Annotated in this window: 18 protein-coding genes, 1 pseudogene and 2 riboswitches; of the genes and pseudogenes, 12 read left to right on the forward strand and 7 right to left on the reverse strand. The window is 70.4% G+C overall.

The window, feature by feature from the left end:
* Positions 1–301 precede the first annotated feature (301 nt).
* The gene (locus tag ACN268_RS10590; RefSeq protein ID WP_421483008.1) at positions 302–2,938 is read right to left on the reverse strand and encodes a transcriptional regulator; all 2,637 of its coding nucleotides are present in this window, start codon (positions 2,936–2,938) and stop codon (positions 302–304) included.
* Between the two features lie 291 nt (positions 2,939–3,229).
* Between ACN268_RS10590 and ACN268_RS10595 the strand changes: the two genes are divergently transcribed.
* Positions 3,230–5,164 (forward strand): Hsp70 family protein, encoded by a 1,935-nt coding sequence (locus ACN268_RS10595; protein WP_421483009.1) that lies wholly within the window; start codon positions 3,230–3,232, stop codon positions 5,162–5,164.
* A 141-nt stretch (positions 5,165–5,305) separates the two neighbouring features.
* Positions 5,306–5,638: a hypothetical protein gene (locus ACN268_RS10600; RefSeq protein WP_421483010.1), complete on the forward strand. Its 333-nt coding sequence runs from the start codon at positions 5,306–5,308 to the stop codon at positions 5,636–5,638.
* A 380-nt stretch (positions 5,639–6,018) separates the two neighbouring features.
* Here the strand turns inward: ACN268_RS10600 and ACN268_RS10605 are convergent, their stop codons facing one another.
* The 5 genes from ACN268_RS10605 to ACN268_RS10625 form a co-directional block, all read right to left on the reverse strand.
* Complete coding sequence (locus tag ACN268_RS10605) at positions 6,019–6,456, reverse strand: hypothetical protein (protein WP_402903973.1); 438 nt, start codon at positions 6,454–6,456, stop codon at positions 6,019–6,021.
* Between the two features lie 158 nt (positions 6,457–6,614).
* Positions 6,615–7,661, reverse strand: coding sequence for a tRNA (adenosine(37)-N6)-threonylcarbamoyltransferase complex transferase subunit TsaD (gene tsaD, locus ACN268_RS10610; RefSeq protein WP_421483011.1), 1,047 nt, complete (start codon positions 7,659–7,661; stop codon positions 6,615–6,617).
* Between the two features lie 3 nt (positions 7,662–7,664).
* Positions 7,665–8,213 carry a peptide deformylase gene (def, locus tag ACN268_RS10615; protein ID WP_421483012.1) on the reverse strand — a complete coding sequence of 183 codons (549 nt, stop codon included), beginning with the start codon at positions 8,211–8,213 and terminating at the stop codon, positions 7,665–7,667.
* Positions 8,214–8,314: 101 nt separating this feature from the next.
* The gene (locus ACN268_RS10620; RefSeq protein ID WP_245854366.1) at positions 8,315–8,857 is read right to left on the reverse strand and encodes a CGNR zinc finger domain-containing protein; all 543 of its coding nucleotides are present in this window, start codon (positions 8,855–8,857) and stop codon (positions 8,315–8,317) included.
* Positions 8,858–8,934: 77 nt separating this feature from the next.
* Positions 8,935–9,393 (reverse strand): Fur family transcriptional regulator, encoded by a 459-nt coding sequence (locus ACN268_RS10625; RefSeq protein WP_421483014.1) that lies wholly within the window; start codon positions 9,391–9,393, stop codon positions 8,935–8,937.
* 84 nt (positions 9,394–9,477) lie between these two features.
* Here ACN268_RS10625 and ACN268_RS10630 point away from each other — a divergent pair, with 84 nt between their 5' ends.
* The 8 genes and pseudogenes from ACN268_RS10630 to meaB all read left to right on the forward strand — a co-directional run bounded on the left by ACN268_RS10630 (position 9,478) and on the right by meaB (position 19,839).
* Positions 9,478–10,092 (forward strand): superoxide dismutase, encoded by a 615-nt coding sequence (locus ACN268_RS10630; RefSeq protein ID WP_088643334.1) that lies wholly within the window; start codon positions 9,478–9,480, stop codon positions 10,090–10,092.
* Positions 10,093–10,097: 5 nt separating this feature from the next.
* Positions 10,098–10,358 carry a superoxide dismutase gene (locus tag ACN268_RS10635; RefSeq protein ID WP_402903985.1) on the forward strand — a complete coding sequence of 87 codons (261 nt, stop codon included), beginning with the start codon at positions 10,098–10,100 and terminating at the stop codon, positions 10,356–10,358.
* A 213-nt stretch (positions 10,359–10,571) separates the two neighbouring features.
* A pseudogene (gene alaS, locus ACN268_RS10640) lies at positions 10,572–13,216 on the forward strand (alanine--tRNA ligase).
* Positions 13,213–13,467, forward strand: a complete 255-nt coding sequence (locus ACN268_RS10645) for a superoxide dismutase (protein ID WP_421483016.1) — start codon at positions 13,213–13,215, stop codon at positions 13,465–13,467. Before alaS ends, ACN268_RS10645 begins: the two are co-directional and overlap by 4 nt.
* Positions 13,468–13,527: 60 nt before the next feature.
* Positions 13,528–14,205: a hypothetical protein gene (locus tag ACN268_RS10650; protein ID WP_421483017.1), complete on the forward strand. Its 678-nt coding sequence runs from the start codon at positions 13,528–13,530 to the stop codon at positions 14,203–14,205.
* A 488-nt stretch (positions 14,206–14,693) separates the two neighbouring features.
* Positions 14,694–16,547: a methylmalonyl-CoA mutase family protein gene (locus ACN268_RS10655; protein WP_421483019.1), complete on the forward strand. Its 1,854-nt coding sequence runs from the start codon at positions 14,694–14,696 to the stop codon at positions 16,545–16,547.
* Positions 16,547–18,772, forward strand: coding sequence for a methylmalonyl-CoA mutase (gene scpA / locus ACN268_RS10660; protein WP_421483020.1), 2,226 nt, complete (start codon positions 16,547–16,549; stop codon positions 18,770–18,772). Before ACN268_RS10655 ends, scpA begins: the two co-directional genes overlap by 1 nt.
* Positions 18,769–19,839 (forward strand): methylmalonyl Co-A mutase-associated GTPase MeaB, encoded by a 1,071-nt coding sequence (meaB, locus tag ACN268_RS10665; protein WP_245854364.1) that lies wholly within the window; start codon positions 18,769–18,771, stop codon positions 19,837–19,839. The genes scpA and meaB overlap by 4 nt, the downstream gene beginning before the upstream one ends.
* On the opposite strand, the gene ACN268_RS10670 is transcribed toward meaB, so the two are convergent.
* Positions 19,766–20,371 (reverse strand): hypothetical protein, encoded by a 606-nt coding sequence (locus ACN268_RS10670; protein WP_088643328.1) that lies wholly within the window; start codon positions 20,369–20,371, stop codon positions 19,766–19,768. The genes meaB and ACN268_RS10670 overlap by 74 nt on opposite strands.
* A gap of 267 nt (positions 20,372–20,638) precedes the next feature.
* Positions 20,639–20,857: riboswitch (cobalamin riboswitch) on the reverse strand.
* Positions 20,858–21,079: 222 nt separating this feature from the next.
* Positions 21,080–21,292, forward strand: a riboswitch (cobalamin riboswitch).
* A gap of 114 nt (positions 21,293–21,406) precedes the next feature.
* On the opposite strand from ACN268_RS10670, the gene metE reads away from it, so the two are divergent.
* On the forward strand, positions 21,407–23,644 hold the full coding sequence (gene metE, locus ACN268_RS10675; protein WP_421483021.1) for a 5-methyltetrahydropteroyltriglutamate--homocysteine S-methyltransferase: 2,238 nt from the start codon (positions 21,407–21,409) through the stop codon (positions 23,642–23,644).
* Positions 23,645–23,958: 314 nt separating this feature from the next.
* Complete coding sequence (locus ACN268_RS10680; protein ID WP_421483022.1) at positions 23,959–24,852, forward strand: IS5 family transposase; 894 nt, start codon at positions 23,959–23,961, stop codon at positions 24,850–24,852.
* The last annotated feature ends 200 nt before the right edge of the window (positions 24,853–25,052 follow it).

Here is a 25,052-nt window from a genome sequence, read left to right on the forward strand (position 1 = left end):
TGGGCGCGATTGTGGGACTATCAAACGGCTGGTGGCCGTCGGGGTCGAGCTGAGCGAGTCGGCGTCAGCGCGGCGATCCGGGCTCCCCCGACCCACCGAATGCGTGCGTTCGCTCTTGCCCGGCCGGGCGAGATTAGGCCGCGTACCGCGTCCTCACCCTAGTCGTCGACGCAGGGCTCCGACACCCCCAGCAGCCGCGCGGGCCTCCGCTCAGAGCGACGACATCAGGCCCCTGACCGGTTACTCCCAGTGCAGTGTGCGGTTCAACCTGAAATGTTCGGTATTTACATGCCCAGGGACGTTATAAGCCCTTCCGTAGTAGCTCTGAGTTCTTTTTGCTCAGGTTGGTGCGGAGTTGGGTGGCCAGGGTGATGGTGTCGTCGTGGGGTTGGGTGTCGAGGTCGTTGAGGGCTCTGGTAAGGGCGCGGAGGAGGGTGCGGATGCCGTCGGCGTCGCCGAGGGTGTGGCGGGCGTGCATCGCTTTGACGTAGAGGGCTTCGTTGTAGTGGTCGAGGGTGATGGCTTTGTCGAGCAGGTCGGATGCAGCCTGCGGATCATGGTGGAGTAGGTCGTCGGCGAGGAGAAGGTGGGCTTCGGTGCCCCAGCGTCGGATGGTCTCGCGGTGTGGGGGTAGCCATTCGTAGTCCTGGCCTTCGGCCAGTGGCGCGGCGCAGAGGTCGCAGGCGGTGGTGAGGAGTTCCCGGCGGCGGGGTCCGGTGGCGATGGTCGCGTCGCGCATCAGGTCGCGCAGGGTCCACACGTCGACGTCGACGGTCGTCGGGTCGAGTCGGTACCGGCCGGCGGTTTTGATGACGTAGGCGTTCTTGGTGTCTGCGGTGCCGGCGCGACCGAGTACGTGTCGCAGGTTCGACACGTTGGTGTGGACGCGTTGGTCGGCTTGGCTGAGGCGGGCGTCGGGTTCGAGGTACTCGCCGATTTCGCGGGTGGCGGCCCCGTCGGGGTGCACGGCGAGGTACACCGCCAGTTCGAGGGCTTTGGCGCGCAGCGGACGTCCCGGCCCGGTGATGCCTTCGATGCGCGGTGGACCCAGCACCCGCAGCCGAGCGCGCCCCGTGGGGACATCATCGGAGGGCCGGTCGGTGCCCGGCGGTGGTGCCGTGTCGGCGGGCGGCGTGTCAGCTCGGCTGGTGTGCAGGGGCACAGGCGCGGCGGGTGCAGCGGCGGGTGGTGTGCCGGTGTGCGCCTCGCGGAGGGTTTGCAGGATCTGCATCGCCGTGGCGGCTTCCAGCACCGGCAGTTGCGGCGGCACCGGTCCGGCGGGCTGCTCGGCCACAGGGTGGGTGTGTCCGTCGGTGGTGACGTCGACGGTGGTGCCGGGTGTCCATTCACCGAGCAGGAGCGCGGACACGTGCAGGTCCGCGCCCAGGGTGAGGGCGGTCTTGGTCCGCATCCGGGCAGTGGGGGGTGGTGCTTCGGTGATCAGGACGATCGGTGGCAGGGCTCCCGCGTCGGGGGTTTCCGGGTGTGGGGTGGTGTCGAGGTCGGTCAGGGTGTGGTCGTCGAGGATGCGGCTGCGGTGCAGCAGGTGGGTTTCGATCGTGGTGAGTGCGTCGGTGAAAGTGTCGACGAGGTGCAGCCGTGGCCATGGGGTGAGGGTGGTGGCGTCGGGGCCGAGGAGGGTGGTCAGGGTGGCGGTGTCGATGATGATTTCGCTGCGGGCGTCGGGGTGGTGGGGGTCGCCTGCGGCGAGGACGGCGACGAGGGTGGCGCGGGCGGCGGCGTGCGCGCCGTCGCCGACGATGCCGATTCCACCACCGGGCGGCGACGTGAGTACGGGGTGCAGGCGCGGTGGCTGCTCGTCGCTGCCCGGCTCTGATGGGTGGGCGGTGACGGCGCGGCGGACCTGGACGACCGGTGCCGGCAGCGCGGTGAGGGGTTCGCTGTCGGGTTCACCGGTGTAGCGGCGGCGACGGTGCAGCCAGACCATCGTGGCGGCGGCGCTGATCGCGGCGGCCAGCGACCAGGGCAGCCACTCGGTGGCCGACAGCCGCACCCCATGGTCGTCGGTGGTCGTGGGTTCGGTCGGGTCGACGGCCGTGGGTTGTTGCGGGGTGGGGGTCGGCTCGGTGGGTGAGGGCGCTGACGGCGTCCCGCTGATGGTCGGGGTTCCCGGCGTGCTGCTCGGGCTGGCTGGCGGCGTTTCGGTGGTGGTGTCGGACGGTCGGGTGGTGGGTCCTGAAGGTTGCGGGTCGGCGCTGGCGGAGGCCGGTGGTGGCCCCGAACGGGGCGGGGCCTGCGGTGATGGGGTGGTCGGGGTCGCTGGGGTCGCGGCGTGTGGTGGGCGGGCGTCGGCGGGTAGCCGCAGTTCCCAGCCGGGGTAGATGAGGTCGCAGTCGCGCAGGGTGCCACCGCTGCCGGGGAAGTGGCGGTGTTTGTTCAGCTGGCAGATCTGCGGCCACCGGTTCGCGTCGCCGAGCCATTCCTTGGCGACCTTGGACAGGGTGTCGTGGCGTTCGACGGTGTAGAGGTACCGCTGGTCGGCGACCTGGATGATCGCCGGGCCGGAGGCGGGTGCCTGGCGGGGAACATCGATGTGTTCGGCGGTGGCGACGGGGGTCGTCGGCCGGTCAGGTGTTGCCGCCGCGTCGAGGGAGCCTGCGGAGGTGACGGCGAGCGCGGCGGTGCCGGCCAGGCCGAACACCAGGCGGTGCAGGGGTGCCGGCAGGGTGAGCGCCGGGATGCGCCACCGGGTCAGCGTGGTGACGAGTTCGGCGACGAGGAGCAGGGCGAACACCGCCCACAGCAGCCACATCACCCAGAACGCCGCGCCGATGAGGACGTCGGGGGTGAACCGTCCGCTGGAGCGTTCGAACCAGGCGGGGATCTGCGACCACTGCGGTAGCCGCCGCAGCGGGTTCCCGCCGGCGAGCCACAGCAGCGCCGGCACGACCACCAGGAGGATGCCGGCGGCGGCCATGACCCGGGCTCCGGTGGCGACGGTGCGGGAGAGAGGTACTCGACGGTGATGGTTGTCGCGGGGTGGGTGGACCGTGGCCCGTGTGCCGTACTCGGCGAGTCTGTCGCCCCTGTCCGAGGACACCTTCGGCACCCGTCCCTCCCTGCGACTCATCGGTGAAGCTCTCCGCTTACAGGAGAATGCACGTCGCTGGCTATTGCGTCGAGAAGGATTCTCACCATCCGCGCACAAAGGATCACGCGGACAATCAGGGTTGACGTCGCCACACCCCCACGGGCCAGACTGCCCCCCATGCCACACGGGGACACCACGGCAGCCGTCGATCTGAGTTCCGCCGCCATCGCCGCGACCGTCAGCCGCGACGGTGTCCGCGTCCCGATCCTCATCGACGGCCGTCTCGTCATGCCCCCCGGTGTCGTCATCGGCCCCACCGGGCACCTGTACGTCGGCGTTGACGCAGCGACGTCCATCCCGGCGGACCACCGCTTCGTCGACGACCCGACCGCCCTGCTCGGCAAACCCGCCCCCACCACCCCCACTGACGCCGCACCTACCGACCCCGTGGACCTCCTCGCGGCAGTGCTACGGCATGTCGGCCAGCACGCCGCCCACCAAATCGGTCAGCCGATCACCGCCCTCACCGTGACCATCCCACCGAGCTGGGGGCCACGCCGCCGCCAGCAGGTCACCGAAGCCGCACAGCGCGCCGGACTACCGTCCCCTGCCCTGGTCACCGCACCCGCCGCGCTCGCCGCCCACGCCACGACCCTCGGCCACCCCACACCCGCCGGCTCCTGCGTCCTCGTCTGCCAGGCCGACCGGCACCCGGCAACCCTCACCGTCCTGCACACCACCGACGGCGGCTACACCGAACTGGCCACCCGAAGCCTCGACAACACCCCCGACCTCGACCGCCTCATCACCGACCACGTCATCCACACCGCCACCGGCGACGACGACCCCCTCCGCACCCCCGGCGACCATTCCGCCACCGCACACGACCACCGCGCCCTCACCGACGCCGTCCGCACCGCCCGGCAACTCCTCGTCACCCAGGAACGCGCCCCCGTCCTCCTCCCCGCACCCCGCCAACCCGCGATCATCACCCGCGCCGACGTCACCCGCGCCGCGCAACCCGTCCTCGACCAGATCCCGCGCGCCGTCACCGACCTCCTCGACGCCGCCGACGTCGACACCGGCCACCTCACCGCCGTCATCCTGCGACCAGACCCCACCCTGCCCGCCGTCGCCGAGCACCTCGCCCACACCACCGGCACCACCCCCGTCCTCGTCGACCACCCCCACGCCCTCACCGACGGCGCCCTGACCCTCACCACCCACCACCAGCCCGCACCCCGCGCCACCGCCGCTCGGCTGCCCCGCGTCCGGCTGCGCATCAGCGACCTCACCGGCACCCTTCTCATCGGCGCCTGCTCCCTCGCGCTGCTCGTGCAGGCCGTCCTCACCGCCGACATCACCATCCACAACACCTGGGTCGTCGGCGCCCGCACCTCGCTGCCGCAACTCGGTACCGCCGGTGCCCTCGCCATGCTCACCGCCATCGCGATCGCCCACCTCGCCCCCACCACCTGGCTCACCGGCACACCCACCACCCCCACCGAGGAACCCACCACCGGCAGCCTCATCCGCCGCAGCTACCTCGCCGCCGCCGTCGGCGGCACCATCACCGCCACCCTCTACGGCCTCGCCACCGGCACCGCCTTCTCCTTCGACTACACCTCCTACCTCAAATGGACCCTCGGCGGCGCACTTCCCCTCGCCGCCTGCGCCACCCTCATCGCGGCCACCGCACCCCGCATCCCCGCCCACGCCCTCCCCCACTGGCTCACCCTCACCCGCCCCGCCATCACCCACGCCGCCACCGCCGCAGCCGGCACCTGGCTCATCCGCGCCGCCTACACCCTGTCCACACCCATCGACCTCACCGGCATGCCCGGCCTGGCCAGCACCATCGGCGCCGCACTCCTCGGCACCGCCACCGCCCTGACCGTCAGCCGCACCCGCACCATCCGCCTCATCACCACACCCGGCCTCACCATCGGCTACGCCCTCGTCATCAGCTACAACACCCACAGCGCCCTGATCATCGGCTACCTCGTCGCCCTCACCTGGTGGGGCATCCGCCTCACCGCCGACACCCTGCGACTCGCCTTCCCCCACACCGGAAACGCCCTCCGCCGCCTCATCGATCGCCCCGGCAACTGACGATCCGAGGAAACGCAGACCAGCGCCGTACGCTGACAGCCCGACGAACCCGCATGCCGGATCGGCGGTGGTGCCGGGCACGGCGTGGAGAGGTTGACCGTGATCAGCTGGCTCTCGGATGTGTGGTCACGGACGCACGTCGTGCGGATCCTCGACGGCGGCGAGGACGCCGGCCCCCTGGCCGACCGGGCGACCCTGGCCGAACTACGTTCCCCCTCCACGATCGAAGCGGCGCGAAAGCTGACCACGACCGGCCGCTTCACCGAGAACATCTGCCGCTGCCCCGGCGACACCACCATCACGCTCCACGATGACTCCGATGAACTCGTCACCACTGCCAGCCTCCACGGCTACGGCAACGTCAGCTGGGAACGGCAACGCCTACACAACGACCTGCACGTGGCAGATCCCGCCGCGCTGCACCTGCTCCTGGCCACCCACGCTCCGACGCCCCACGCTCCCGCTGAGCGTTGAACGATGTCGCCACGTCGCGGCGAGTTGTGTGAACGCGCAGGTGGTCGGCGAGTTTGCGGATGCTCCACCGGGTGAACGCCGCCCCAGTTTCTCGGAGCGGGTGTTGGCCGTCTCGACGATGGATGCCTCGTTATCTGGGCTGATCTGGCCGGGGCAGCCCCCACCGTCCGCCTCGGTCGGATCGGTGAACCGGCTCCCCGACGGGTGGCTCTGAGCAGCTGCTGACCTTCTTGATCACTGAGCCGCCGCACGCGGACAAGATCTGCCACAGCCTGATCGCCACGACGCCGCCCCGACCGACACCACGGGCGGCGTGTCAACCAACATCGTGAGCGTTCATGGTCACGGCACAACCCGCACCCGGTGCCGGGGGTTCCCGGTCAGGTCCGCTTGCGGCTCGCGATCTGGTCAGAGAGTTGCCGCACACGGGCGGGGTCCGCGTCCCGGGCGAGGGCGACGTAGTGGTCCATGACGGCCGGCCGGTAGCGCACGGGCAACGTCTGTCCTGGGGCGAGTCGGGCGAGCTCGGTGATCGTGAGGTCTTCGTCGGCGATACCGCGGAACGAGATGCCCTCGGCGGTCTCCACGTCGAACATCAGGACCACGCGAGGGTTGCTGTTCACCTCCCGCCAGCCGACGAGGACACCGAGCGCAAGCACCCCCGTACGCAGTTCCGCATTGCGCTTGCGTGCGTCACTGCTCAGGAGCGGGTTCGGGGCGACGCCCGGGAAGTCGGGCCCGACGCCCAGTGACTCCCGGCTCAGGTCAGGCCTGAGTTGCGCCACCATATCGCCGAGCTTCTTCTTCCGACCAAACACCCTGACCCCTCCCTCGCACCAGTGCCGGGATCTCGGCGTTACGCCTCGCCACCACCGCGATCGTACGTCGCCGGCCATTCCCCTCCGACCCGCGCGTCCTACCGGTCTCAGTCCTGAGCCGTTGATGTGGCCGGACGTCGGGGCGGGCGCCCGGAAATCTACGCGGTCCCGCGTGGGCCGTGTAGGAGCGCGCCGCGTAGGACGGCGGACGGGTCTGCGCTGAGATCGAGTCGGTCCGGCGCGACGTTCGCGCGGACGAGTAGGTCGCCGACGGCGGCGATCATGGCACCGTTGTCGGTGCAGAGTCGTGGTGAGGGTACGCGCAGCCGCACTCCGGCGGTGGCGGCACGTTGTTCGGCGAGATGTCGCACCCGACTGTTGGCGGCGACACCACCGACAAGCAGCAGCGTGTCCGCGTGGTGGTCGCGGCAGGCGGCGATGGCTTTCTGCGTGAGGGTGTCCGCGACGGCCTCCTGGAAGGAGGCGGCGACGTCGGCCACGGGTACGGGCTGGTCCCCGTGCTTTTCGATCCAGCGGGCGACGGCGGTCTTGAGGCCGGAGAAGGAGAATTGGTAGGGCGGGTCGTGAGGGCTGGTCATGGGGCGCGGGAAGGTGATGGCGTCAGGGTTGCCGTTCTGGGCGATGCGGTCGATGGCGGGTCCGCCGGGGTAGGGCAGGCCGAGGAGGCGGGCGACTTTGTCGAAGGCTTCGCCGGCGGCGTCGTCGACGGTGTCACCAAGGTGGATGACGGGGTCGCGGGCGAGGTCGCCGAGCAGGAGGAGTGAGGTGTGTCCGCCGGAGACGATGAGTGCGACGCAGCGATCGGGTAGGGGGCCGTGTTCGAGGGTGTCGACGGCGGCGTGGCCGGCGAGGTGGTGGACGCCGTAGAGGGGGACGCCGAGGGCGAGGGCGTATGCCTTGCCGGCGGCGAGGCCGACCTGCACGGCGGTGGCGAGGCCGGGTCCGGCGGTGGCGGCTACGGCGTCGATGTCGCCGTAGCTGATCCCGGCGCGGTCGAGGGCGTGGCGGACCATGGGGGTGACGGCGTGCAGGTGCGCGCGGGCGGCGATCTCGGGGACGACGCCACCGAAGCGGGCGTGCTCGTCCATGCTGGTGGCGAGGGCGTCGCCGAGCAGGATGCCATCGGCGACGATGCCGACGCCGGTCTCGTCGCAGGAGGTTTCGATGCCGAGGACGACCGGCATCGGTCAGGCGTCCTGCGCCGTGCCGGCGCCGACGCCGGGGTGTTCGGCGCTGGCGGCGAGGATCTGTTTGCGGAGTTTGGTGGGGAGCCGGTCGACGTAGGCGAGGCCGTCGAGGTGGTCGACCTCGTGTTGGAAGCAGCGGGCGAGGGTGCCGGTGCCGTCGAGCCGGATCTCCTGGCCGTCGATGTCGAACCCGGTGACGGTGGCGGTGGCGCAGCGGGCCAGGTCGGCGTGCTGGCCGGGGACGGACAGGCAGCCCTCGGAGTCGGTCACCAACTCGCGGTGCTCGGGTAGGTGCAGAACCGGGTTGATGACGGTGGCGACGGTGTGGGTACCGGTGGCGTCGGGACAATCGACGACGAAGATCCGTGCGTCGACGCCGATCTGGTTGGCGGCCAGACCGACGCCGTGGGCGGCGTACATGCTGGCGAACATGTCGGCGACGAGCTGGACGAGCCTGTCATCGAAGTCGGTCACCTCGGCGCAGCGGCGGTGCAGCACGGGGGTGCCGTAACGGGTGATCGGGCGCGGAGCGCCGGCCGAGGTTTGCACAATTGCCAATCATAGGCAGTTGCCATAACTTTGCAGTAAGGGTCTCCCGCCGCTTGATACTGCGGACTGGGTACGGGCGCGTCGGTCTGGTCGGGCGGCGGTCAGGGGTGGGTGGCGCGGCGTCTGGCGCGGTGGGCTCGGACGTGGTTGCGGGTGGCGCATCGGTCGGAGCAGAACCGGCGGCATCGGTTGCTGCTGTCATCGAGGAACGCGTTGTGGCATCGGGGTTCCGCGCAGACGCCGAGTCGATCGATCCCCCGTTGGCACAGCCATACGGCGAGTCCCCACACGGCAGCAGCGAGGTACTCAACTGGAGGAGTGCCGGGTGCGGCGACGTGGATATGCCAGTCGCCCGCGTAGGTGCCGGAAATCGTCGGCCGAACCCGATACCGGGTCAGCAGGCCGTTGAGACGGTCGACTGCCTCCCGCTCGTGTCCCGCCGTCACGGTCTGGAACACCTCGCGCAGGCGATGTCCGGCCACCCGCAGTGTGTGCAGGTCGGCTTCCGTGGCAATGTCGCGCAGCCACGGCTGGTCCGCCAGCAGCACCCACACGTCCGCAGGGTCTTCGAGCCGCGCGTTGGCCAGTGCCGTCGCACGGAGGGCCAGTGAGTAAGTGCCGGTCAGCCCGCTGCGGTTGCCCACCCCGGTGCCGTGAGCGCGCGACGGACGTTCGAGTGTGACCGAAGCCGGGGCGAAATGTGCACCGGCGGGTGCGGTCCTTAGCGGTCCGTCGTCCGGCACCGCACACACCGCCCGTAGACGACGACACCGCTGGGATGGCCCGACTGGTCTGTGTCGATCCCGACAGCGCGGGCGGCGGCCACGCTCGCCGCGACCGCCTCGGCCGGTAGCTGCCGCATGTCGCCACAGGTGCCGCAGACGGCGTGGTGATGGATGTCGTCGGCGAGCCCGAAGGTCGTCGTCCTGCCGACCGGCACCGTGTGGGCGATGCCCAGCTCGACCAGTTGCCGCAGCACCCGGTGCACCGTCGACAGTTCCACGACCACGCCACGGGCGAGCAGCGCGTGATGCAGCTCACTCACGCTGAGGTGCCCGCGGCCGCCCACGGCGTGGGCGAGTTGGTCGAGTACTCCGCGGCGGGCTGCGGTGTTGCGCAGGCCAGCGCGGCGTAGTCGCTGCACCGCAGCGTTCACGCGCTCGGTCTCCGACGTGGTCAACCGCCACTCCTCGCCGCGCAGTCACCGGATCTATTGCAAGATAGTGGCAAGAGCACCAACTTGGCAGCAACCCGAGGAGTTCTGATGGCGGTCTATACCCTGCCCGATCTGCCCTACGACTACGGCGCGCTGGAGCCGGCCATGTCGGGGCAGATCCTGGAGCTGCATCACGACAAGCACCACGCCGCGTACGTCAAGGGCGCCAACGACGGCCTGGAGCAGCTCGCCGAGGCCCGCGCGAAGGGAGACTTCTCGACCCTGGTCGGCCTGGAGAAGACGTACGCGTTCAACCTGTCCGGGCACGTACTGCACTCGATCTTCTGGGGCAACCTCTCCCCGGACGGCGGTGACCGTCCCGACGGCGAGCTGGCCGCCGCGATCGAGGAGCACTTCGGTACGTTCGACGCGTTCGCCGGGCAGCTGTCCGCCGCCACCAAGGGCGTGCAGGGCTCCGGATGGGGCGTGCTGGCCTGGGAACCACTCGGGCAGCGGCTGATCGTGGAGCAGGTCTACGACCACCACGGCAACGTCGGCCAGGGCTCCGTTCCGCTGCTGGTCTTCGACGCCTGGGAGCACGCCTACTACCTGCAGTACCGCAACGTCCGGCCGGACTACGTCGACCGGCTGTGGAACCTGGTCAACTGGTCGGACGTGATCGCCCGCTTCGACGCCGCCCGCGCCACCACGCCAAAGATCTGATCGGCGTGACCAGCCCCACCCCGGCAGCGGCCGAACTGGTCCAACGCGCCGCCGGGGTCATCGCGGCCAAGCACCGCGGTGACCTCGGCGGCGCCGAGGAGCTGCTCGCCGCGTTCGGTTCCGAGCAGGCCAAGAGCCTCGGCTTCTACCTGCTGGCCGATCTGAGCCTCGGGCTGCTCCGCGCGCAGAGCGGCCAGTCCATGGACGATCTCGTGCGGGAACTGTCCCTGCTCGTCGCCGCCACCGCCACCCCGCCCGACAGCTGACGGCGGTGGTCATCCGGTCGGTGCCGCCAGACGTGACGGCGGCACCGACCGGAACCCGCGCTCGCGCAGTGCCTGCTGCCTTCCCCAGTCGGCTCGCTGGCCGCACCGCACCACGGACAGTCGAGCGGGGCGGTCGACCGTGGGGCGTCCCGAACCGCCTCACCCTCCTGCCAATAGGCTGCAGTTGCAAAGATGCGGCAATAAGGGGGCGTTGTGCAGACGGCGGAGATCAAGCGGCGCTTCCTGGCGCACTTGAGGCCAACGGACACACGGTGGTGCCCTCGGCACCGCTGCCCGCGATCTCGGATCCGAACCTGCTGTTCATCAACGCCGGAATGGTGCAGTTCGTCCCCTACTTCCTCGGCCAGCAGGCCGCGCCCTACCGGACGGCCACGTCGGTGCAGAAGTGCATCCGCACGCCGGACATCGACGAGGTGGGCAAGACCAGCCGGCACGGCACGTTCTTCCAGATGAACGGCAACTTCTCGTTCGGCGACTACTTCAAGGCCGGGGCGATCCCCCTCGCCTGGGAGCTGTCGACCACCCCGGTGCAGCAGGGTGGTTTCGGGTTGGACCCGGAACGAATCTGGGCGACGGTCTACCTGGATGACGACGAGGCGTACGACCTGTGGCTCAAGACCGGCGTGCCGGTCGAGCGCATCGTGCGGCGGGGCAAGGCGGACAACTTCTGGTCGATGGGCATCCCCGGCCCGGCGGGTCCCTGTTCCGAGCTGTACTACGACCGCGGCCCGGCCTACGGCGCCGAGGGCGGCCCGGAGGTCGACGAGGATCGCTACCTGGAGTTCTGGAACCTCGTGTTCATGCAGTACGAGATCACTGACGTGGCGTCGAAGACCGACTTCCGGATCATCGGCGAACTGCCGAACAAGAACATCGACACCGGGATGGGCCTGGAACGGATCGCCTCGATCCTGCAGGGGGTGGACAACCTCTACGAGATCGACGAAGTGCGTCCCATTCTGGCCAGGGCCGCCGACCTGACCGGCAAGCGGTACGGGGTGCACTCCGGGCAGGCGGCCAACCAGTCCCACCCCGACGACGTCCGTCTGCGGGTCATCGCCGACCACGTCCGCACCTCGCTCATGCTCATCGGCGACGGGGTCACCCCGTCCAACGAAGGCCGCGGCTACGTGCTGCGGCGGATCATGCGCCGTGCGATCCGCGCCATGCGCCTGCTCGGCTGGCACGGCAAGGCCCTGCCCGAGCTGCTACCCGTCGCCCGCGACTGCATGGCCCCGTCATACCCGGAACTCGCCGCCGACTTCGACCGCATCTCCTCGGCCGCCTACGCCGAGGAGGACACCTTCCTCGGCACGCTGCGCGCCGGCACCACCATCCTCGACACCGCGATCGCCGAGACCAAGAAAGCCGGACGTTCGTCACTGCCCGGCGACAAGGCGTTCCAACTGCACGACACGTACGGCTTCCCGATCGACCTCACCCTGGAGATCGCCAACGAGCAGGGCCTGACCGTGGACGCCGACGGGTTCCGGGCCCTGATGACCGAGCAGCGCGCCCGCGCGAAGGCCGACGCGAAGGCCCGCAAGACCGGCCACACCGACCTGTCGGCCTACCGGACGGTGCTGGACGCACACGGACCCACGGACTGGTTGGCCTACGAAACGCTCGACACCGAATCCCGGGTCGTCGCGATCTGGTCCGGCGGCGCGACGGTCGACACCGCCGGGGCCGGCGACATCGTCACCATCGCACTCGACCGCACCCCGTTCTACGCCGAGAGCGGCGGACAGGACTCCGACGCCGGCCTGCTCACCGGCCCGAACCTGCGCGCCGAGATCATCGACGTGCAGCGACCGGTCAAGGGCCTGATCGCGCACACGGTCCGGATCCTCGAAGGCAGCCTCACCGTCGGTGACCCGGTACACGCCGCAGTCGACCCCGAGTGGCGCATCGGCGCCCGGCAGGCCCACTCGGGCACGCATGTCGTGCATGCCGCACTGCGCCAGGTCCTCGGGCCGAACGCGCTGCAGTCGGGCTCGTACAACCGGCCCGGCTACCTGCGCCTGGACTTCGCCTGGCGTGGTGGCCTGAGCGACACCACCCGCAGTGAGATCGAGGAGGTCGCCAATCTGGCGATCCGCCGTGACCTGCCCGTCGAGGTCCGCCACCTGCCGCTGGCACAGGCCCGCGCCGAGGGCGCACTGGCCCTGTTCGGCGAAACCTACGACGACACGGTCCGGGTCGTCGAGATCGGTGGCGAGTGGTCCCGTGAGCTGTGCGGCGGCACCCACGTCGCGCACTCCGCGCAGATCGGCTCCCTCGCGCTCACCGGCGAATCATCGGTCGGTGCCGGCCAACGTCGCATCGAAGCGGTCACCGGAATCGAGGCGTTTCGGTACCTGGCCCGCGAACGCGACCTCGTCACCCAACTCGCCGCCCAGCTCAAGGCCCGCCCCGAGGAACTTCCCGACCGGATCACCACCCTGCTGGCGCGACTCAAGCAGACCGAACGCGAGGCTGACAGCCTGCGCGGCCGGCTCATCGACCTGGACGCCGACACGTACGCCGCCAACGCCGTCGACCTCGACGGCGTTGCCTACGCCGGTATCACGACCACCGGCGACGCCCGCCGTCTCGCCGAGAAGGTCCGCGATCGCCTCGGCCGCCGCCCCGGCGTCGTCGGCGTCGTCGGCGGGGCGAGCATCGTCGTCGCCGTCACCCCCGCCGGCGTGCAACGCGGCCTGGCCGCCAACGACCTGATCAAGCGTCTCCTGGCGGGAAAGGGCGGTGGCAGCGCCGCATCCGCCCAGGGCAGAGCAGACGCAGATCCGGCGGAGCTGCTCGACCGGCTGCGGGACCTCGCCCGCGCCGCATGACGCCCGACGCCGCTGCTCTGCTGACCGGGATGCAACGTGCCGTGGGGATCGTCGCGGCCCGCCACCGCGGCGACCTCCCCGGCGTCCAGGCGCTCACCGACGCGTTCACCGACGACGCCGAACGCGCCCACGCCTTCCTCCTGCTCACCGAACTCGCCCTGGCCATCACCAGCGACCACACCGGTAGGGAGTTGCCCGTCATCGTCCGGGAGATCTGCCTGCGCATCGCCGCCCTCGCCGCCACTGACTGACCGTCCCCACTTGAAGGTCCCGCCGCCACCGGCCGGGCACCCGCCTGCCGAAAGGAACTCATGAGCGCCGGCACTGTCGTTCGTTCCCCCGATGGCAGCAACGTCGTGCTCGGCGAGGTTGGTCAGCGGGTCCTGCTCGCCAATTCCCGGGTACGGGTCTGGGAGGTGGCTCTCGCCCCCGGCGAGTGCCAGCCCTGGCACCTGCACCACAACCCGTACCTCGTGCTCTGCCTCGACACCTCGGCCTGCCGCATGGACTGGCTCAACGGCAGCCCAGCCCGGTTCATTAACGAACAGGTGGGCGGAGCCCTCTACCGGCCCGTCTCCCCGGTACACATGCTCACCAACCAGGGCCACAGCCTGTACCGCAACCGCCTCATCGAACTACTCGACCTCGGCGAGGACACCTCGGGAGAAGCACTCGAAGCCCTCATCGACACGAGCGACGGTTGGCCCGAGAACGCACCCAAGGGCGCAGCCCTGACCGCGGTCCTGGACACCGACGACGTACGCATCCAGCGCCTCAGGACCCGACCCGAAGACGAACACACTGTGCGCGCGGGACCGGTACCCCTGCTCATCGTCGACCTGGCTGGCGGCACGGATGAACGGCCCGCAGTGCGCTACATCCATCCAGGCGACACTCACCTGATCCGCAACCCGACCCGCGCACCAATCGACACACAGATCGTGGAGCTGCGGTACCTGCTCGCCACGCTAACCCGCCGGTCGCGGTAGTCGCATCACGACCTGTCGTCAACCTGGGCCATCCGTCGCGCCGATCGCCGCACCAGGTTCTTCCTTGATGTGATCCTCCGCGTACGGAGCTGCCGCTTCCCTGAACCGTGCGGTTCGGTGCTTCATTCGCGGTGGCCGTTCCCACTCACTGCTGCGGGGCCATCCCGATCTTCCACCGGGTTGCCCTAAAAGACGCCTCGCCCGAGAACCGGAGAGTCGAACCAGCATCGGCCGCGACCGTACGACGCCGTACGGATCCGAAGGTGTCCGAGGCGCGAGACGCCGCCACATTCAGCACTTGTGAACATTTCGCGTCCTAGGGTGCCGGATGGGCGGGCCGCGTTTCGTCGAGGGCGCTGCTCATGGCTGCTCGGTCCGGGGCATAGACGACCGGGCTGGGCCTCGTCGTAGTTATGATGCAATCGCGTTCGTAGTTGATGTCATCACATCCCGATCTCGTCTTGCCAGGCTGCCCTTACTATCCCGGCATGAAGGTGCCGCCAGAGACGCTTCCCCTCGCTGCCGACTTCCCGGCCATCACACGCGAGCAGTGGCAGCGGTTGGCCATGGGGGTGTTGCGCAAGTCCGGCCTTGCCGGCGATGACACTCCGGTCGGCGCGGTCGAGGACCTGCTGGCTTACCACGACGACGAGGTAACGCTGGCACCGTTGTACACCGCCGAGGATCCGACGCCGATGCCGGGGCCGCCGGGACTGTTCCCTTACACCCGCGGCGGTCGGGCGACGGGAGCGGTAGCGGCAGGATGGGACATCCGGCCGCGGCACGCCGACCCGGACCTGAAGGTCACCGCCGAGGCGATCGGCGCCGACCTGGAGCATGGTGCCACCTCCCTGTGGCTGGTGCTCGGCGAACACGGCCTGCCGCCGGCCGGGCTACCGGCCGTGCTGGAGGGCGTCTATCTGGACCTGGCCGGAGTCGTGCTGGACGCCGGGGCCGCTGCGGTCGAGGCTGTGCCGACGTGGTTCGCCCTGCTGGCCGAACGGCGGGTGCCAGTGGCTGGGGTACGGGGCAGCCTCGGTGTGGATCCGCTCGGATGGTTGGCGCGCACCGGGCAGGTGTGGGAAGGCCCTACGGGTGAGTGGGCCCGTCGCTGCGCCGACGGCTTTCCTGGACTGCGGTCGATGACCGTCGACGCGACGGCCTATCACGACGCGGGAGCATCGGACGCGCAGGAGCTCGGCTGTGCGGTGGCCACCGGCGTGGCGTACCTACGGGACCTCACTGCCGCCGGGCTGAGCGTGGCGGCCGCGTTCGCTCAGCTGGAGTTCCGGTACGCAGCCACCGCCGACCAGTTCGCCACGATCGCGAAACTGCGGGCGGCCCGCCGGTTGTGGGCTCGGGTGGCGCAGGTGTGCGGGGTGCCCCAGGACGGTGCGCAACGCCAGCACGCGGTCACCTCCACGGTGATGATGACCGCCCGCGATCCTTGGGTGAACATGCTGCGCACCACGCTGGCCTGCTTCGCTGCCGGTATCGGCGGCGCGGATGCGGTGACCGTGCAGCCGTTCGACCACTGCCTGGGGCTGCCGGACGACTTTGCCCGCCGGATCGCCCGCAACACCCAGTCGCTGCTGTTGGAAGAGGCGAACGTGGGTCGGGTGATCGACCCTGCTGGTGGCTCGTGGTACGTCGAGCGATACACCGAGGAACTGGCCCGGTCGGCGTGGGCGTGGTTCACCGAGATCGAGCAGGCCGGTGGGATGGCCGTGGCGCTGGACGGCGGCATGGTCGCTGAGCGGCTGGCCGCGACATGGCAGCGGCGGGCCGACAACGTGGCGCACCGTCGGAACCCGCTGACGGGGGTCAGCGAGTTCCCGCATCTGGACGAGCAGCTGCCGGCACGGCCCCCCGCTCCTGCGCCGCCGGGTGGCGGGCTGCCCCGACATCGGTACGCCCACGCGTACGAGGCGCTGCGGAACCGCGCCGACGCCCATACGGCGGACACGGACCGGCGGCCCACCGTTTTCCTGGCTACTCTCGGGCCGGTGGCGGTGCACAACGCGCGGGCCGGCTTCGCCGCGAACCTCTTCGCCGCCGGTGGGATCGCCACCGTACGGCCGTCGGTCGGGGATGATGACCCGGCCCGGCTGGCTGCCGAGTTCGCCGTCAGCGGCGCCGGCGTCGCCTGCCTGTGCTCCTCCGACCGGGTGTATGGGCAGTCAGCGGAGGTGGTGGCGCGGGCGTTGAGCGCTGCGGGTGCGTCGCGGGTGTGGTTGGCCGGAAAACCGGCCGGCTACGGCGGCGTGGACGACTATCTGTTCGCGGGCTGCAACGCGGTCGCGGTGCTGGAAACGACGCTGGACGACCTGGGGGTGGCGTGATGGGCGCGGGAATTCCCGACTTCCGCGGCGTCGAGCTCGGCGCACCGCCGACTGCCGCCGACACCGACCTGGACCGGTGGCGCGAAGCAGTGCGCGCCGAGACCGGTGGCGCGCCGGAGGCGCTGACCTGGCATACGCCGGAGGGCATCGACGTCGCCCCGCTGCACACCGTGGCCGACCGGGACGGAGTGGACTTCCTGGGCACGTATCCGGGAGTCGCCCCGTACCTGCGCGGTCCGTACCCGACCATGTACACCACGCAGCCGTGGACGATCCGCCAGTATGCGGGGTTCTCCACCGCGCAGGAGTCGAACGCGTTCTACCGACGTAACCTGGCTGCCGGTCAGAAGGGGCTGTCGGTCGCCTTCGACCTGCCGACCCACCGTGGCTACGACTCGGATCACCCCCGTGTCGCCGGTGACGTGGGCATGGCCGGGGTGGCGATCGACTCCATCTACGACATGCGGCAACTGTTCGACAAGATCCCGTTGGACCGGATGAGCGTGTCGATGACCATGAACGGTGCCGTCCTTCCGGTGCTGGCCCTGTACATCGTCGCCGCGGAGGAGCAGGGGGTGGCGCCGGAGCAGCTCTCCGGCACCATCCAGAACGACATCCTCAAGGAGTTCATGGTCCGCAACACCTACATCTACCCACCGCAGCCATCGATGCGGATCATCTCCGACATCTTCGCCTACACCTCGGCGCGGATGCCCCGGTTCAACTCGATTTCCATTTCCGGCTATCACATCCAGGAAGCCGGCGCGACCGCTGACCTGGAACTCGCCTACACCCTCGCCGACGGCGTCGAGTACCTGCGCGCCGGCTGTGATGCTGGGCTGGACATCGACGCGTTCGCGCCCCGGCTGTCTTTCTTCTGGGCGATCGGGATGAACTTCTTCATGGAGGTGGCGAAGCTGCGGGCCGCACGGCTGCTGTGGGCCCGCCTGGTGCGCGACTTCCACCCGAAGAACCCCAAGTCGCTGAGTCTGCGGGCGCACTGCCAGACTTCCGGCTGGTCGCTGACCGCGCAGGACGTGTTCAACAACGTCGTGCGTACCTGCGTCGAGGCGATGGCCGCTACCCAGGGGCATACGCAGTCCCTGCACACCAACGCCCTCGATGAGGCGTTGGCGCTGCCGACCGACTTTTCCGCGCGGATCGCCCGCAACACCCAGCTCGTGCTTCAGCAGGAATCGGGTACCACACGGGTGATCGACCCCTGGGGCGGCAGCGCCTACGTGGAACGTCTCACCCACGACCTGGCCGCCCGCGCCTGGCAGAACATCCGCGAGGTGGAGGCGGCCGGTGGAATGGCCCGGGCCATCGACGAGGGCATCCCGAAGCTGCGGATCGAGGAGGCCGCCGCGCGTACCCAGGCACGCATCGACTCTGGTCGGCAGCCGGTGATCGGCGTCAACAAGTACCGCCTGGACGCCGACGAGCCGATCGACGTGCTCAAGGTCGACAACCGGTCGGTGCGTACGCAGCAGATGGACAAGCTACGCCGACTGCGCGCGGAACGCGACGAGCAGACCTGCACCTCGGCGTTGGACGCGTTGACCCGGGCGGCCGGTGCCGCCCTCGACGGTACCCGCGGGCCGGGCCTGGACGGCAACCTGCTCGCTCTGGCGGTCGACGCGGCCCGGGCGAAGGCCACCGTCGGGGAGATCTCCGACGCGCTGGAGAAGGTGTACGGGCGTCACGCCGCGCAGATCCGTACCATTTCCGGGGTGTACCGGCACGAGGCGGGAGCGGTTTCCGCGCTGGAGGGCGTCCGCGCCGCCACTGCGGCGTTCGCCGTCGCCGAGGGCCGCCAGCCCCGCATCCTGGTGGCCAAGATGGGCCAGGACGGCCACGACCGCGGCCAGAAGGTGATCGCTACCGCCTTCGCCGACCTCGGTTTCGATGTCGACGTGGGCCCGCTGTTTCAGACCCCCGGCGAGGTGGCCCGGCAGGCGGTTGAGGCTGACGTGCACATCGTCGGTGTCTCCAGCCTCGCCGCGGGCCATCTGACGCTGGTACCGGCGCTGCGCGAGGAGCTGACCGCCCTGGACCGCGACGACATCATGATCATTGTGGGGGGTGTGATCCCGCCGCAGGACTTCGACGCGCTGCGCGAGGCCGGTGCCGCGGCCATCTTCCCGCCCGGCACCGTGATCGCCGAGGCCGCCCGGGAACTGCTCACCGTGCTGTCCCGGCGGCTCGGTCACCCGGAAGCGTGAGCGGCACGATGCGCACCCCGTCGGTCGAGGCGTACGTCGATGGGGTGCGCGCTGACTCGCGCGCGTGGATCGCCCGGGCCATCACCCTGGTCGAGTCCACCCGACCCGATCATCGCAGCGCGGCGCAGCAGCTGCTCGCGGCACTCACCCCGCACGCCGGCGGCGCCCGTCGCATCGGTATCACCGGGGTACCCGGCGTCGGCAAGTCCACGTTCATCGACGCCCTCGGCTGCCGGCTGACCGGCGCCGGACACCGGGTGGCGGTGCTCGCGGTCGACCCGTCGTCCACCCGCACCGGCGGGAGCATCCTCGGTGACAAGACCCGCATGGCCCGCCTGGCCGTCGACCCGGCCGCATTCGTCCGGCCCTCGCCCACGGCCGGCACGCTCGGTGGTGTCGCCAAGGCCACCCGGGAAGCGATCGTGGTGCTCGAAGCCGCCGGCTACGACGTGGTGCTGGTCGAGACCGTCGGCGTCGGCCAGTCCGAGACCACGGTCGCCGACATGGTCGACTCGTTTCTGCTGCTCACCCTGGCCCGCACTGGCGACCAGTTGCAGGGCATCAAAAAGGGCGTGCTGGAACTCGCCGACGTCATCGCCGTCAACAAGGCCGATGGGCCGCACGTGACCGATGCCCGCCGAGCGGCCCGCGAGCTCGCCGGCGCGCTGCGCCTGATACATCCACCTGACGCAGGGTGGCATACCCCGGTTGTCACGTGCAGCGCCCAGGAGGAGACCGGCCTCGACGAGGTGTGGCAGCAGATTCGTCACCACCAGGACACCATGACGGCCTCCGGTGAACTGGCCGAGCGGCGCCGACGACAGCAGATCGGCTGGGTGTGGGCGATGGTGCGGGCCGAGCTGCTCGACCGGCTCCACACGCATCCCACCGTGCGAACCCTCGCTCCGCAGGTCGAGCGGCAGGTCCTCGCCGGCACCCTCACCCCGGCAGTGGCCGCCGAGCGGCTGCTGGCCGGTTTCGCCGACCCGACCGTCACACCGGACACACCACCAGACCGGTCTCCGCCGGGTAGCGATACTGCCAGTTCCCTGCCGGCGTCCGGCTGAGCGTCGACGCGAGCAGGTCCAGCAGCCGGCGGGCCAGCGGCCCGGGCAGCGACCGCCCGGCCAGGCGCTGGACCAGTTCGGTCTCGTCGGCCACGGTGACGGCCCGCACGGTGGTCACCATCCGCACGTCGGCGGCCAGACCCATTTCGGCCAGCGTCCCGGCGATGAGCAGATGTCGGGGCGCCTGCCGGATCACCGGTGCTCCGAGCAACGCCGCGAGGACCTGTTCGTGCGGTGCGGGCGTGCCGGCCTCGTCGACGCAGAGCAGTAGCCGGTCGGCGTGCAGCACCATGGCGCGCAGTGCCGCCGGCAAGTCGCGGTGCCGGCGTAGCGCGCCGGCACCGACCACCACGTCGTGGTGCGCGACCGCCGCGTGCGGCCAGAGCGCGTGCACGGTGTCGACGGTGACGCCGTGCCGCTGGGCGTCGGACGCCACCTGAGCGAGGCGCTGTGACGATCCATCGACCACTGTGACGTGCGCGCCGGCCTGGGCGGCCACCATCGCGAACTCATCCGCGGCGATGTCGAGCACGGTCTCTCCCGGACAAATGTAGGACGTCAGCGTCCGCGACACGTCCGGGCCGAGTAGAAGGGATTCGTCCCCTTCGCTGCCTGTCATGGCGTGCCAGGCGGCGGCAAATCCGTAACCGGGGGTGGGCGAGGACGTCATCTGCCTGGGGATCCTTCCCTTGAGGTCCGGCGTGGCCAGCCGCTGGATCGGGGAAGGTGACGGCAGGGCTGGGCGATCCGTCGCCAGCCGCGCCCAGGCCCTCCCGCGAGGCCGTCGGCGGCGTGCGTGGTCACGCACGCGGCGCGGGCAGGTCTTCGGACTCGTGGGCACGACCGGACAGGCCGATCTCCTACTGGCCGTCGCTTCCCGGACACCAGGGGCATCCAGTGCATGTGACGGCGGTCGTTCCCACTCACCGCTGCGGGGCAGTCCCGGTCTCCCACCGGGTTCCCTCTTACGACGCCCGGACCGTCACGGTCCGCGCGAACCAGCACCGACACCTATTCTAGGGCACCGGCCGGGAAGAGCGATGGTAGCCAGATGCAGTGCACGCGCCGGTGGTGAAAGCGCTGGTGGCTCGGCGACCATCGCCCTGCTGCCCGGCTCGGGTCCGCGAAGCGGGGAGCCCCGGGCCGTGCAGACGGTCGAGCGGCTTGCCGCCCATGGCCGAGAGGCGCGAATCGTGTCCCGCGCCTCGGACGCCGACCGCGGCGGGCGGCGGTGGGGCGTAGGATCGCGGGCGGTGCTGGTTCGCCTCTCCCGTGCGCGGGTGGGGCGTCGTAAGAGGGAACCCGGTGTGAGACCGGGACTGCCCCGCAGCGGTGAGTGGGAACGACCGCCGTCAACGAAGCACTGGACCGCAAGGTCTGGGAAGCGACGGCCAGTAGGCGACCCTGTGTCACGCCCACGAGTCCGAAGACCTGCCAGCGCTGCGCGTACCGCCGGTACGCGCCGTCGGCGGCCTCTCGGGAGGGCCAGGGCGGAATGCCGGTTACGCCGTGGCGTATCCGTCTTCCTCTCGGGTGGTCGTCGGACACCGCGAGGGAAGGACCACCTGTGACCACCTCATTCGGGCAGAGCACCGTGCTCGGCTATCCCCGTATCGGCGCCCACCGCGAGTGGAAGAAGGCCGTCGAGGCGTACTGGGCCGGCACGCTGGAAGCCACCGGCCTGGAGGATGTCGCGGCCGGGCTGCGGGCCGAGGTGTGGCGGACGCTGCGCGACGCCCGCCTCGACGCGATCCCGTCCAACACGTTCTCCTACTACGACCACATGCTCGACACCGCCGTCGCGGTCGGTGCGGTCCCCCGCCGCTTCGCCCGGCTCGGCCTCGGTCAACTCGACACCTACTTCGCCATGGCCCGTGGCGTCGATGCCGCACCAGCGTTGGAACTCACCAAGTGGTTCGACACCAACTACCACTACCTGGTGCCGGAGATCGACCCCGACACCGTGTTCGTGGCCGACCCGGCGAAGGCGCTGAGCGAGTACGCGCAGGCACGTGACCTGGGCATCACCACCCGACCGGTGCTGGTCGGGCCGGCCACCTTCCTGCTGCTGGCCAAGGGCGAGGATCCGTTCGCCCGGCTCGACGACCTGGTCGACACGTACGCCCGGATCCTCACCACCCTGGCCGACGCGGGCGTGGCCTGGGTCCAACTGGACGAACCCGCCTACGTCGTGGACCGCACCACGGCCGAGATCGACGGCCTGCGGCACGCCTACCAACGTCTCGGGGAGCTGCCCCACCGTCCCCGGATCTTCGTCGCCACCTACTTCGGTGACCTCGGCGACGCGCTGCCGGCGCTGCTGGACACCCCGGTCGAGGCGATCGGCCTGGACCTAGTCGCCGGTGCGGGCAACCTGCGCCGGCTCGCCGCAGCCGGTCCCCTGCGCGGCAAGACCGTCGTCGCCGGACTGGTCGACGGACGCAACATCTGGCGCACGGATCTGCGCGCGGCCGTCGCCGCCGGTGCCACGGTCGCCGGACTGGCCGACCACGTGGCGGTGTCCACGTCCTGTTCGCTGCTGCACGTGCCGGTCGACCTGTCCGCCGAGACCTCCCTCGACCCGGAGTTGTCCGCGCGGCTCTCGTTCGCCCGGCAGAAGGTCGACGAGGTGGTCCTGCTCGGGCGGGCGCTGCGCGACGGCACCACCAGCCTGCCGGCCCCGTTGCCGCCCGCCCCGCCGTCGTGGCGGCACGACGACGTGCGCGGCCGGTTGGCGGCGCTGCGCCCGACCGACCGGCACCGTGGCGACTACGCCGAGCGGGCCGCCCGCCAGCAGGAACGGCTGGGGCTGCCGGACCTGCCGACCACCACGATCGGTTCGTTCCCGCAGACCGCCGAGCTGCGCCGGGCCCGTGCCGCGCACCGCGCCGGCACCCTCGACGACGCCGGCTACACGCAGCGGATGCGCGCCGAGGTGGAGCAGGTCATCCGGTTGCAGGAACGGTTGGGTCTGGACGTGCTGGTGCACGGTGAGCCGGAACGCAACGACATGGTGCAGTACTTCGGGGAGCAGCTCGACGGTTTCGCCGCCACCGCCCACGGCTGGGTGCAGTCCTACGGGTCCCGGTGCGTCCGCCCGCCGATCATTCACGGGGACGTGGCCCGGCGGGCACCGATGACCGTCGCGTGGTCCACCTATGCCCAGTCGCTGACCGACCGTCCGGTCAAGGGCATGCTCACCGGGCCGGTCACCATCCTGGCCTGGTCGTTCGTCCGGACCGACCAGCCCCTGGCCGACACCGCCGACCAGGTGGCGCTTGCGCTGCGCGACGAATGTCACGACCTGGAGGCCGCCGGTATCCGGATCATCCAGGTCGACGAGCCTGCCCTGCGGGAGACCCTGCCGCTGCGTCGGGCCGACCAGAAGGCCTATCTGGACTGGGCGGTCGGCGCGTTCCGGCTGGCCACCGGCGGCGTCGCCGACGACACCCAGATCCACACCCACCTGTGCTACAGCGAGTTCGGTGAGGTGATCACCGCCATCGACGCCCTCGACGCGGACGTCACCAGCATCGAGGCGTCGCGTTCGAAGATGGAGATCCTCGACGACCTTGCCGCGATCGGCTACCGCCGGGGCGTCGGCCCCGGGGTGTGGGACATCCACTCGCCCCGCATCCCACCGCACCACGAGGTGGTCGACGCGCTCCGTCGGGCCGTCGCGGCCGTGCCCGCCCGACGGCTGTGGGTCAACCCGGACTGTGGTCTGAAGACCCGCACCTATGCCGAGGTCGAGGCGTCCCTCCGACGCCTCGTCGCCGCTGCCGCCGAGGTCCGCGCGAGCTGACTGGGCCGGTCCGGGCGGACTCCCCCTGGGGTCCGCCCGGAGCGGATGAGTCGTTCGCGCGACCCCATCTCCGGTAGGATCGGGCGGCCCAGGATGATGCCGTCGCGTGCCGCGCGGCGTCCGGGTGGGTGTCGCGGTGGTTCATGGCGTCGGTGTGGGTATGCCCGGCGGTCGCGGGATCCGCTGGGCGTCTAAGGCGTGTTTCGTAAGTCGGGTTGGCGGCGTCGAGGTCACGGCGTGGCGGTGATCGATAACTGAAGAGGTCTCCGGTATCTGGTTCTGCGACCAAGCAAGAACTTCATACCGGAGACCTCGTGGCCAGCGTAGCGGTGACGAGGCGGCATGACCTGACCGACGGGCAGTGGGCTGTTCTGGCTCCGCTGTTGCCTGCCGCGCCGGCCACGGGTCGTCCGCCGAAGTGGGAGAAACGACAGCTCATCGACGGGATCCGGTGGCGGATCCGGATCGGCGCACCGTGGCGTGACGTCCCGGCTGAGTACGCGCCCTGGCCCACCGTCTACGGCCTGTTCCGCCGTTGGCAGCGGGACGGGACCTGGGACAAGATCCTGTCCGCGCTGCAGGCCGCTGGCGATGCGCAGGGCCGGATCGGTTGGACGGTGAGCGTGGACTCGATGACCAGCCGCGCCCACCAGCACGGCGCCGGTGCCCGCACCGACGGGCATCTGCAGAAGGAACCACCCGGCGGGGTGCACGACGAGCCGGCCGATCACGCGCTGGGCCGCTCACGAGGCGGGTTGACCACCAAGACTCATCTGGCCTGTGAGCAGGGACAGAAGGTCCTCTCGATGATCGTGACCGCTGGGCACCGTGGTGACAGCCCGCAGTTCATCCCCGTCCTGCGCCGTATCCGCGTGACCCGCCTCGGCGTGGGCCGGCCCCGCACCTGCCCCGACCTGGTCCTGGCCGACAAGGCCTACACCAGCCGCGGTAACCGCAGCCACCTGCGTAGGCGAGGGATCAGGGCGTGCATCCCCAGCAAGACCGACCAGGACGCCCACCGCAAGGCCAAAGGCTCCAAGGGCGGGCGCCCACCCGCGTTCGACAAGGACCTCTACCGGCTACGCCACGCCGTCGAGAACGGCATCAACCGGCTCAAACGCCACCGCGGCGTCGCCACCCGCTACGACAAACTCGCAGTCCGCTTCCAAGCCGTCCTGACCATCACGATCATCACCGAGTGGCTCTGACCGGCTTATGAAACACGCCTTAGGCCGTGTGTCGACGTCAGTCGACGGAACTCCGACGGCAGATCGGTCTACTGCTGGTAAGGCTCAGAACGCTTTATGGTGCGCGAAAGCAAGCTGGTGTCGGCAGGGAGTGCGTCGGGCGTGTCAACAAAGTGGCGTCGGCGCGGAAGGCGATGCTTCCCGCAGTCTGGTCTCGGGCC

The organism is Micromonospora sp. WMMD735 (assembly GCF_049178995.1).
Classification (GTDB): domain Bacteria; phylum Actinomycetota; class Actinomycetes; order Mycobacteriales; family Micromonosporaceae; genus Micromonospora; species Micromonospora wenchangensis.